The following is a 9,815-nucleotide window of genomic DNA, read 5'->3' as shown; positions in this document are numbered from 1 at the left end:
GCGTTCGACGGGGAGTTCGGCGCGGGCACCGTGGTCGATCCGGGCATGTTCACCGGCAGCGAGGACGTGTCGTGGTTCGCCCGCAAGGCAGGGGTCCCACTGGTGTTCTGGTTCTGGGGCGGGGTCGACCCGCAGACCTACGCGGATGCCCTCGCCGCCGGCCGGATCGCACAGGACATTCCGACCAATCATTCGCCGTTCTTCGCTCCGGTGCTGCATCCCACGATCGAGCGGGGCGTGGCCGCCCTCGTCGTCGCGGCGCGCGAGTTTCTGGGGGTCCGTGCATGACCGCCCGCAACCGCACCCCGATCGTCCTCAGCATCGTGGCGGCGGTGCTCTTGGTGGCCGTCGTCATCGCCCTGACCGCGTTGTTCACCCGCGGGCCACGCGCCGCCGAGAGCGCTCCCGCCACGTCGGCTCCGGCAGCCCCGGCGGCGCCGTCGTCACCGGCATCCACCCCCGACGCGGCACCGACCCCGGCCGGCGGCGCACAGATCGTGCTCGCCGCCGACGGGTTCTCCGTCGTCGACGCCGCCGGTGCGACGACCTTCACCCACGGCTGGGGCGACGACGCTCAGCCCGCCGTCGCGGCTCTCACCGACCTGTTCGGGGCGGCTCCGACCGAAGGGTTCCAGTCCGGTGACGCGCACTACTACGCCTACGCCCTGTACGAGTGGGGCGGCTTCACCCTCGCCGACGTGTCGCTCGGGGACGGCAACAAACCCCGTGACGAGGTGCCCGATCCGACGTGGGTCGCGTACACGGCGAACACCGTGGCCGATGTCGAGATCGTGCCGGAGTTCGGGCTCAGCGTCGGTATGAGCGCCGACGCGGTGGCCTCGGCCGTCCCCGACCAGGAATCGGCCGACCGTGCGCAGTTCGGCTCGGACCGGCAGTCGTTCTACCAGGACGGCTCCCGCGGGCTCTCGGTCGTGGTGAACCTCGAGGGCGGCGCCGTCACCCGGATCGCCTACCGCTACGTCGCGACCGACCTCTGAGGGCGGGCGGTCGCGCAATCAGGCGGATGCCGCGGCGCTCAGACGGCGGCGAGCGCCGCGTCGTAGTCGGGCTCCTGCCCGATCTCGGGCACCTGCTCGGTGTAGGCGACCGCGCCGTCGGCACCGACGACGACCACCGCGCGCGAGAGCAGCCCCGCCAGCGGGCCGTCGGCCATCGTGACCCCGTAGGACTGGCCGAAGTCGCTGCGGAACACCGAGCCGGTCTTCGCGTTCTCGATGCCCTCGGCGCCGCAGAAACGCCCCTGCGCGAAGGGCAGATCGGCCGACACGTTGAGCACGACGGCCTCGCCGAGCCCCGCGGCGGCCTCGTTGAAGCGACGCACGCTGGACGCACAGACTCCGGTGTCGATGCTCGGGAAGATGTTCAGCACGACCGGCTGCCCGGCGAAGTCGGCGAGGCGGATATCGGCGAGGTCGGTGCCGGTGATGACGAAGTCCGGTGCCGCCGATCCCACGGCGGGCAGGCTGCCGACGGTGTGGACGGGGGTTCCGCGAAAAGTGATCTCAGTCATGCGCCCATGCTATTGGCCGCTCCCTCGGCCTGCACCATGCTCTATTCATCGGAATATAAAACCGCTCCGGACGCTTTACCCTCAGAGGTGAGAGAGGAAGACTCATGGACGGTTCCGTGCAACTCGGTCTCGACACGTTCGGCGATATCACGACGCGCGACGACGGGACGCGGGTCTCCCCCGCGCAGGCGATCCGCGATGTCGTCGACCAGGCGGTGCTCGCCGACGAGGTCGGCCTGCACGCGTTCGGGGTGGGTGAGCATCACCGACCCGACTTCGCGGTGTCGAGCCCCGAGGTCGTGTTAGCGGCCGCGGCGGCGCGCACCCGCAGCATCCGGTTGGGGACGGCCGTCACTGTGCTCTCCAGCGACGACCCGGTGCGGGTGTACGAGCGTTTCGCGACGCTGGATGCCGTCTCGTCGGGGCGGGCCGAGATCACCCTTGGACGGGGGTCGTTCATCGAGTCGTTCCCGCTGTTCGGCTACGAGCTGCGCGACTACGAGACGCTGTTCGACGAGAAGCTGGCGCTGTTCTCGCAGTTGCGCACCGAGCAGCCGGTGACCTGGTCGGGGACGACCCGCGCGGCGTTGGAGAACGCCGACGTGCACCCGAAGACCGCGGCCGGCTTTCCGGCCTGGGTGGGGGTGGGCGGCAGCCCGGAGTCGGTCGTCCGCGCCGCTCGCTACGACTACGGGCTGATGCTCGCGATCATCGGCGGGTCGCCGGCCCGGTTCCGCCCGTTCGTCGACCTGTTCCGACGGGAGCGCGCGGGCCGCTCGGCGCTTCCGGTCGGGGTGCACTCGCCCGGTCACGTCGCCGACACCGACGAACAGGCCTGGGAGGAGGCGTACCCGGCGTTCGCTCAGCTGCACAACACGATCGGTCGCGAACGCGGCTGGGGCCCGTACACCCGCGCGCAGTTCGACCACGGCGTGGGACCGGACGGCGCCGTCTACGCCGGGTCGCCGGAGACGGTGGCGAGAAAGATCGCCGCCACCGTCCGCGCGCTCGGCATCGACCGGTTCGACCTGAAGTTCTCGACCGGCACCCTGTCGCACGCGAAGATGATGCGCTCGATCGAGCTGTTCGGCACGCGCGTCGCGCCGCGGGTGTCGGAGCTGCTGGCCGAAAGCTGACCGCTCAGCGGCCGAGGCCGTCGAGGTAGGTCAGGAGCGCGCCCTCCCATTCGCTGCGGTGCGACAGGTTCACGCCGTGCGTGCCGCCCCCGATCGTGACGAGGGTCGCGTCGGGCACGAACTGGCCGACCCGGGCGCTGGAGGCCGCCAGCGGCACGTTCTGGTCGCCGGTGCCGTGCAGCACGAGAGTCGGTACGTCGATCGCGCGGCAGTCGTCGCGCAGGTCTGTCGCCCAGGCCAGCGCCGTGCGGGCGGCGGCCTCGGTGTCGGACTGCAGCGCCAACTGCACCGCCGCGTCGCGCTGCTCCTCGGTGACGGCAAGACCGTCGTCGTTGCTGAAGAACCAGGTGACGAACTGCGCGACGAAACCGTCGTGGTCCTGACGGACTGAGGCGGCGATGTCCTCGAACCCCGACATCGGCATCGCCCCGTCGGGGTTGTCGTCGGTGATGCACAGCGCCGGGCAGATGGATCCCGACAGCACGACCCCCGCGAGGCGGCCGGTGCCGAACGTTCCGCAGTAGCGGGCGACCTCACCGCCACCCATCGAGAACCCCAGCAGCACGGCGCCGCGCAGGTCGAGAGTGGTGACCAGGTCGTGCAGGTCTGCGGCGAGGCGATCGTAGTCGTAGCCGGACGCGGCCTTGTCGGACTGTCCGAATCCGCGGCGGTCGTAGGTGATCGCACGGTACCCGGCGGAGGTCAGCGCGGCGAGATTCGCGTCGAAGGCGGCGCCCGACAGCGGCCAGCCGTGGATCAGCACGACCGGTGCGCCATCGCCGCCGCTGTCGGTGTAGTGCAGTCGGACGGCTGGTTCGCTGGTGGTCGTGATCGTCGGCATGATGCCCTCCCGTTCCTGTCGCCAGGGTACCGCCGGATCCGTGGGCGCCGGCAGCGCGTAGCCTGGACGGGTGACTGTCCCCGCCGCTGCGCCCGACCTCGCGGTGCAGCGACTGCGCGCCGACTTCCCGATCCTTCGCACGGAGGTGAACGGGCATCCGCTCGTGTACCTCGATTCCGCCGCGACGAGCCAGAAGCCGCGGCAGGTGCTGGATGCCGAACTCGACTTCCTGACACAGCACAACGCGGCGGTCCACCGTGGCGCGCACACGACGGCGGCGGAGGCCACCGACCTGTTCGAGGACGCCCGGGCGGCGGTCGCGGGCTTCGTGGGAGCGACGCCGGACGAGCTGGTCTGGACAAGCGGCGCCACGATGGGACTGAACCTCATCGCATACGCCATCGGGAATGCATCACAGATGGGTCGCCGCGCCGGGGGAAGGTTCGCGCTGCGCCCGAGCGACGAGATCGTCGTGACGGTCGCCGAGCATCACGCCAACCTGCTTCCGTGGCAGGAACTGGCCGCGCGGACCGGGGCGGTACTCCGTCATATTCCGGTACACGACGACGGCACGCTCGATCTAAATGCCGCTCGCGATATCATCGGCGAACGCACCCGCGTCCTCGCGTTCTCGCACGTCTCCAATGTGCTCGGTCTGGTGAATCCGGTCGCCGATCTCGTCGAGCTCGCCCGGGCCGCCGGGGCGTTGACGGTGCTCGACGCCTGCCAGTCCGCGCCGCACCTGCCGTTGGATCTGCCCGCGCTCGGCGTGGACCTCGCTGTCTTCAGCGGTCACAAGATGCTCGGCCCATACGGGATCGGCGGACTGTACGGGCATGCCGAGGTGCTGGACGATCTGCCGCCGTTCCTCACCGGCGGGTCGATGATCAGCACGGTCACCCTCGACCACGCCGAGTATTTGCCTCCGCCCCACAAGTTCGAGGCCGGCACGCAGCCGGTGGGCCCGGCAATCGGCCTGGCCGCGGCGGTGCGGTATCTCGACGCGGTGGGCATGGATGCCGTCGCCGCCCACGAGCGGATCGTTGCCGAGCGGATGCGGGACGGATTGCGCGAGATCGACGGCATCCGTCTGCTGGGCGATGCGCCCGGCGCCGAGCGGGTGGGGCTGTGGTCGTTCGAGGTCGAGGGCGTCCACGCACACGACGCAGGGCAGTACCTCGACGCACGGGGCATTGCGGTGAGGGTGGGGCATCACTGCGCCGCGCCGCTGCATCGTCGGTTCGGGGTGGCGGCGTCGGTGCGCGCGTCGACGGCGCTGTATACGACGCATGCCGAAGTCGACATGTTCTTGGACGGCGTGCGCGGCATCCGCGCCTATTTCGGGGCGGGGTCGTGAGTGGGCTGGATTCGCTGTACCAGGAGCTGATTCTGGACCACGCGAAGCACCCCCACGGCACGCCGTTGGCCGGCGAGACGGGTCGGGTGGCGCGCTCGCACCAGCACAACCCGATGTGCGGCGACGACGTCACGGTGCAGGCGCGGGTGAGTGCGGACGGTACACGTCTGCTCGATGTGACCTGGTCCGGGTCGGGGTGCTCGATTTCACAGGCATCCGCGTCGATGCTGGCCGCTCTCATCGACGACGATGCCGGGGAGTCCGGCGTGGCGCGGGAGCGGGTGACGGCGTTGATCGACGGGTTCCGCGAGGCGTTGCGCTCGCGCGGGCGGCTTCCGCTCGACGAGGAGACCTATGCCGACGCCGCCGCACTCTCCGGTGTGTCGAAATACTCCGCACGGGTCAAGTGCGCCATGCTTGCCTGGGTCGCGCTCGAAGACGCCGTCGCCCGCGCCTGACCTGGCCGAGGCGCGGGCGTCCTCCCGAAAAATGCTGTGCCCCTGCCCCGGCTCCGCGGCCGCGGGCTACGTCGTATCCGCTGACGGCCGTCGCGTGATCGGGCGGGTTGCGCACGCGTGCGCACGGGCGTAGTGTCACCCGCCGTGACAGACGAAACCCCCGACGGATCGGCCCAGCCGACGCCGTTCGTCAAGCGCATCCTCATCGGCGACCCGCTCACGAGCGCGAAGCTCGACGAGCAGGCCCTGCCCAAGCGCATGGCACTGCCGATCTTCGCCTCTGACGCCCTGTCGTCAGTGGCCTATGCGCCGCAGGAGCTGGTGATGATCCTGCTCATCGGCGGCACGGCGTTCCTCGCGTTCACGCCGTGGATAGCTGCGGCGGTCGTCGCGCTGCTGATCATCGTGGTCACCAGTTACCGCATGCTGGTGAAGGCATACCCATCTGGTGGCGGCGACTACGAGGTCGCGCGCACGAACCTCGGTGAGATCCCGGGCGTCGTCGTGGCTTCGGCTCTGCTGGTCGACTACGTGCTGACAGTGGCGGTCTCGGTCGCCTCAGGCGTCGACAACATCATTTCAGCTCTGCCCGAGCTCGACCCGTGGCGGGTGGAACTCGCAATCGGCTTCGTCGTCCTGCTGGTGGTCGTGAACCTCCGCGGCGTGCGTGAGGCGTCGCGAGCGTTCGCGATCCCGACCTATGTGTTCATCGGTTCGGTGGGCGCCATGATCGTGGTCGGCGTGGTCCGGTGGTTGCTCGGCGACCCGCCAGTGGCCAGCAGCGCCGAATTCACGGTGCACGCCGAGTCGCTCAGTCAGGCCGCCGTCATCCTGCTGGTGCTGCGGGCGTTCTCGAGCGGATGCTCGGCCCTCACGGGCGTCGAAGCGGTGTCCAATGGTGTGCAAGCGTTTCGCACGCCGAAGATCCAAAACGCCCAACAGACCCTCGTGCTGATGGGCACGATCGCGATCCTGATGTTCTCGGGCCTGACCCTGCTCGCCCTCGTTGCCGGGGTGCACTACGCCGAGGATCCGTGTGCCCTGGTCGGGTTTGACTGCTCGTCACCGCAGCCTTCCCTCATGGCCCAGATCGCCGCGGCAACCTTCGGCGCCGGATCGGTGCCGTTCTTCGTCGTGCAGGCTGCGACGGCCACCGTGCTGCTCCTGGCCGCCAACACCGCCTTCAACGGGTTCCCACTGCTGGCGTCGGTGCTGGCCCGCGACGGCTACGCGCCGAAGGCACTGAACACGCGCGGCGACCGGCTCGTCTTCAGCAACGGCATGCTCATCCTGGGGCTCGCGGCGTCGATCGTGCTGCTCGTGTTCCAAGCGAATCTGACGACGCTCATCCAGCTCTATATCATCGGCGTGTTCGTGTCGTTCACGTTCGGACAGCTGGGGATGGTCACGCACTGGCGGCGTGAATTGCGGCTGCTGTCGCCGACGAGGGATGCCGCACTGCGGCGCGCGGCTTCCATCGGTCTCTTCATCAACGGGCTGGGCGCGACCAGTACCGTCATCGTGCTGCTGATCGTCACGGTGACGAAGTTCACGCATGGCGCGTGGATGGTCTTCGTCGCGATGCCCGTGCTCAGCATTCTGATGATCGGCATCAACCGCTACTACCGCGACGTGCAGCACGAGATCGCGATCGACGACACCATCCACTTCGGCTCCACCGGAGACGTCGCGCTGGTGTTGGTCGGCGAGGTGCAAAAGCCCGTCGCGAAGGCGGTGGACTATGCGCTCGCGGCGCACCACGACGCCGTGTTGGCGGTGCACATCGCCGTCGATGCTCGTCACACCGGACTGGTGGAAGCGGAGTGGGAGGAACTGGAGATGCCGGTCCCGCTGATCGTGCTCGAATCGCCGTTCCGGCGGTATGCGGCTCCGCTGGCGGGGTTCATTGCCGCCTACCGGAAGGAGAACGGCCCGTCGGTGATGACGGTGTATCTGCCGCAGTACATCGTCGGGCACTGGTGGGAGTCGCTGCTGCACAACCGACGTGCACGGCGGCTGGCGCAGCAGCTGATGATGATCCACGGGGTCAAGATCACGCTGGTGCCGTGGCTGCTCGACTCGTCGGAGCTGATCTACGGCCGCCGGTCCCGTCCGCTGCCGGGTGACGACCGCGGCGGCCGGCCACCGGCTACGTATGGCTTGGTCGCGCACACCGACGAGACCGACGCCTGAGCGACGCTACCCTCATCCGTGGCGCGGCAGGCACTCCACGACACAGCGCATCCTCAGCCCAGGGCACACGAGACTCGCGCAGCGGCCCATGAGAGATGACCGTTGCTCCCGTCTCGGGCGGCGCCAAGCCGCGGACCAGCCGCCCTCACCCCGAGTGACCGGCGTCCGCGCGATGACGGGTCCATCAGCGTGCACCGCGTCGAGTCAGCGGGCCTCGCGGCGTCCCGCGCGTTGCGCGGACCGGTCGATGGCGGTGAGGACTTCGTCGCTGCGCCACAACGGGCCGCGTCGGTGCTCGGCTTTCGACTTCAGAATGCCGGCGTCGACGAGCGCGGTGAGGGGTGGATAGATGTTCGGCGGCTGAACCCCGAGCTCGGCCGCGGCCGCCGCTGACGTGAGCACTGGGCGCCGGACGAGCACGTCCAACAGCTTCCGCCCAGCTCGGCGTCGAGCCGACTCAGCTCCCGTGCGGCAACATCTGCCGCGGCAGCCGCTTCCGTCGAGGGAACCGGCGCCAGCTGCGCGATCACAGCCGGGATGGCCGACCGGTAGGTCGCCCCTTGAGCGACGCGTTCAGCATCCGCTCCGTCCATTGGCTCGGAGAACCCCGCATCCGCTGAGCCCAGGGTGCGCTCACGGAGAAGAGGTCGATCCCGGTCATATCGAATCAGCTCGCGGTAAACGGTGGCGCGTGCTTCGCGCAGGCCGGGTATGGCGCGGGTTGGTGCCGGTCAGTCCGTGATCGACGTAGTTGCTCGAATCGAGGACCCCGAGTCGTCGCAGGGTGTCCCGCTGCGAGGTGAGGTGCTGATCCGCGTTCCCGGTGAACCGCCGCTCGTCAGGTCGTCACTGCGGTGCGCCCGGCGATATGACGCGCAGGCCGGCATGCTCGGCCGCGTCGGCGAGTTCTCGGTCGTACGTGATCATCTCTTGAACACCGAGGCGGAGCGCGACCGCGAGGTGGATAGCGTCCTGTGAGCGCGACGGCGTCAGCGTTCCCGCCGTGAGCAGGTCGGCCCGCACGAGGTCGACGAGGAGTATGCGCTCGAGCACGGCCCGCATTCGGGGGTGCGAGATGTCGTCGGGTCTCCGCCCTGCCGCGCACTGCAGCTCCGTGTGCAGCAGCCAGGACGCGACGACGCGACGCTGCGGATCGTCGAGGACGCTCACGATCTCACTGCTGCCGTGTTCGGCGACAATCAGCTTCATCGCCGCCGATGTGTCCAGATACGCGTCGACCATCAGTAGTCGCGCTCGTACCCGCGCACGTCCGCGATGAGCTCGTCGCTGGTCGCCGTGGAAGTCGAGGCAGGAGGCAGCGACGCCCTTGGCTGGTCGGTGAGCGCGGCCCTGGCGCCACCATCCGCGAGCAGTTCATCCAGCACCGACGGACGGATCAGCACCAACCGAGCCACCGGGCGCCCATGGTTCGTGATCGACCAGCTGCGCTCGTCCCGAGTGACCGGTGTCCGCGCGATGGCGGATCCCCTTGCGGGCATCGAGCGATGCGAGGGCGTTCCGCGCGATCGGGACGTTCGGAGCTTCGATTCGATCGAACAGAGCGTTGGCCCGGGACAGTGAGCGTGGACGGAGTCCGCAGAGTTCTTGGCTACTTGCGCCGCTGCCCCTCTTCAGCGCGAACCGCTGCAGCATGGATCTTTCGGAATGCGTCCGCCGGGAGTCCATCGCCGACGCGATGGCCAGACGCGATGGGGTGCAGAGGGCGCTCCTTGAAGAACAACGCCGAGTTGTGGATGTCGTCAACACCGCGATGCCAGAGGTGAAGCTTGGATTCGTGAGTGAAGATGCCTGCCATGGTGTGACTCCATGCGCCGGCGACCCAGTGATACTGCGAGTCTCGAATGAGCTGATTGTCGATCGCGCACGTGGTTGCGGCGGCGACCCAGTCGGCGAACTGAATGTTCGCGCTGAGGACGCTGTCGACGTGCATCGGCGGCTCAACGATGCGCTTCATCTCAGGACGATCCGCAGACCTCCGAAAGATATGACCATACATCTTCGGCAGGCGTTCAGTACGGGTCTTCTCGTTGACCTGATCGATCATGACGAGCAAGTTCCGCTGCCGCCTTTCGGCGTAGGTGCAGAGGCGGTTGAGTGTCTCTTGCATGGCGGCCGTCTCGCGCGCCACAGGATCCAGGTTCGTTTGCTTCGGGGTGCCTAGTAGACTGTCGCGGCTAAGTATTTGGGTATAGGTGCCGGAGTTTGATGCGGGCGTCGGTCGCGGTGAATTGCCAGTTGACTTGCCGCTGGTTGTCGTTGGTGGCGGTCTGCCAGGCGG

General features: G+C 68.7%; 11 protein-coding genes and 1 pseudogene. 6 read left to right on the top strand and 6 right to left on the bottom strand.

Annotated features, from left to right (window positions below; translation table 11 throughout):
• Both ACK5KK_RS02455 and ACK5KK_RS02450 read left to right on the top strand, forming a co-directional pair.
• Window positions 1–288, top strand: a pseudogene (locus ACK5KK_RS02455) (amidohydrolase); the annotation flags it as partial.
• Entirely contained in the window at window positions 285–998 is a 714-nt protein-coding gene (locus ACK5KK_RS02450) for a hypothetical protein (RefSeq protein WP_416888504.1), read from the top strand. The pseudogene ACK5KK_RS02455 and the gene ACK5KK_RS02450, both read left to right, overlap by 4 nt.
• A gap of 38 nt (window positions 999–1,036) precedes the next feature.
• On the opposite strand, the gene tpx is transcribed toward ACK5KK_RS02450, so the two are convergent.
• Window positions 1,037–1,531 carry a thiol peroxidase gene (gene tpx, locus ACK5KK_RS02445; RefSeq protein WP_416888503.1) on the bottom strand — a complete coding sequence of 165 codons (495 nt, stop codon included), beginning with the start codon at window positions 1,529–1,531 and terminating at the stop codon, window positions 1,037–1,039.
• Window positions 1,532–1,635: 104 nt separating this feature from the next.
• Here tpx and ACK5KK_RS02440 point away from each other — a divergent pair, with 104 nt between their 5' ends.
• Entirely contained in the window at window positions 1,636–2,667 is a 1,032-nt protein-coding gene (locus ACK5KK_RS02440) for an LLM class flavin-dependent oxidoreductase (RefSeq protein WP_416888502.1), read from the top strand.
• A gap of 4 nt (window positions 2,668–2,671) precedes the next feature.
• Here ACK5KK_RS02440 and ACK5KK_RS02435 read toward each other — a convergent pair whose 3' ends face one another.
• Entirely contained in the window at window positions 2,672–3,508 is an 837-nt protein-coding gene (locus ACK5KK_RS02435) for an alpha/beta fold hydrolase (protein ID WP_416888501.1), read from the bottom strand.
• Between the two features lie 70 nt (window positions 3,509–3,578).
• Here ACK5KK_RS02435 and ACK5KK_RS02430 point away from each other — a divergent pair, with 70 nt between their 5' ends.
• The 3 genes from ACK5KK_RS02430 to ACK5KK_RS02420 all read left to right on the top strand — a co-directional run bounded on the left by ACK5KK_RS02430 (window position 3,579) and on the right by ACK5KK_RS02420 (window position 7,516).
• Window positions 3,579–4,865, top strand: a complete 1,287-nt coding sequence (locus ACK5KK_RS02430; protein WP_416888500.1) for an aminotransferase class V-fold PLP-dependent enzyme — start codon at window positions 3,579–3,581, stop codon at window positions 4,863–4,865.
• Complete coding sequence (sufU, locus tag ACK5KK_RS02425) at window positions 4,862–5,323, top strand: Fe-S cluster assembly sulfur transfer protein SufU (protein ID WP_416888499.1); 462 nt, start codon at window positions 4,862–4,864, stop codon at window positions 5,321–5,323. Before ACK5KK_RS02430 ends, sufU begins: the two co-directional genes overlap by 4 nt.
• 132 nt (window positions 5,324–5,455) lie before the next feature.
• Window positions 5,456–7,516, top strand: coding sequence for an APC family permease (locus ACK5KK_RS02420; RefSeq protein WP_416888505.1), 2,061 nt, complete (start codon window positions 5,456–5,458; stop codon window positions 7,514–7,516).
• A gap of 204 nt (window positions 7,517–7,720) precedes the next feature.
• Here ACK5KK_RS02420 and ACK5KK_RS02415 read toward each other — a convergent pair whose 3' ends face one another.
• The 4 genes from ACK5KK_RS02415 to ACK5KK_RS02400 form a co-directional block, all read right to left on the bottom strand.
• Window positions 7,721–7,936 (bottom strand): hypothetical protein, encoded by a 216-nt coding sequence (locus ACK5KK_RS02415; protein WP_416888498.1) that lies wholly within the window; start codon window positions 7,934–7,936, stop codon window positions 7,721–7,723.
• A gap of 426 nt (window positions 7,937–8,362) precedes the next feature.
• Entirely contained in the window at window positions 8,363–8,758 is a 396-nt protein-coding gene (locus ACK5KK_RS02410) for a type II toxin-antitoxin system VapC family toxin (RefSeq protein ID WP_416888497.1), read from the bottom strand.
• Window positions 8,758–9,015, bottom strand: a complete 258-nt coding sequence (locus ACK5KK_RS02405; protein ID WP_416888496.1) for a hypothetical protein — start codon at window positions 9,013–9,015, stop codon at window positions 8,758–8,760. The genes ACK5KK_RS02410 and ACK5KK_RS02405 overlap by 1 nt, the downstream gene beginning before the upstream one ends.
• A gap of 110 nt (window positions 9,016–9,125) precedes the next feature.
• Window positions 9,126–9,665: a DUF3800 domain-containing protein gene (locus ACK5KK_RS02400; protein WP_416888495.1), complete on the bottom strand. Its 540-nt coding sequence runs from the start codon at window positions 9,663–9,665 to the stop codon at window positions 9,126–9,128.
• Window positions 9,666–9,815 lie beyond the last annotated feature (150 nt).

Source organism: Microbacterium sp., assembly GCF_047972865.1.
Taxonomy (GTDB): Bacteria; Actinomycetota; Actinomycetes; order Actinomycetales; family Microbacteriaceae; genus Microbacterium.
The sequence above is the reverse complement of the archived record's forward strand: the minus strand, read 5'-3'. Positions and strand labels throughout refer to the sequence as shown.

Coding starts and splice junctions, on each gene's coding strand:
- ACK5KK_RS02450 (WP_416888504.1), top strand. CDS start 285: ATGACCGCCCGCAACCGCACCCCGATCGTCCTCAGCATCGTGGCGGCG.
- tpx (WP_416888503.1), bottom strand. CDS start 1,531: ATGACTGAGATCACTTTTCGCGGAACCCCCGTCCACACCGTCGGCAGC.
- ACK5KK_RS02440 (WP_416888502.1), top strand. CDS start 1,636: ATGGACGGTTCCGTGCAACTCGGTCTCGACACGTTCGGCGATATCACG.
- ACK5KK_RS02435 (WP_416888501.1), bottom strand. CDS start 3,508: ATGCCGACGATCACGACCACCAGCGAACCAGCCGTCCGACTGCACTAC.
- ACK5KK_RS02410 (WP_416888497.1), bottom strand. CDS start 8,758: ATGGTCGACGCGTATCTGGACACATCGGCGGCGATGAAGCTGATTGTC.
- ACK5KK_RS02405 (WP_416888496.1), bottom strand. CDS start 9,015: ATGCCCGCAAGGGGATCCGCCATCGCGCGGACACCGGTCACTCGGGAC.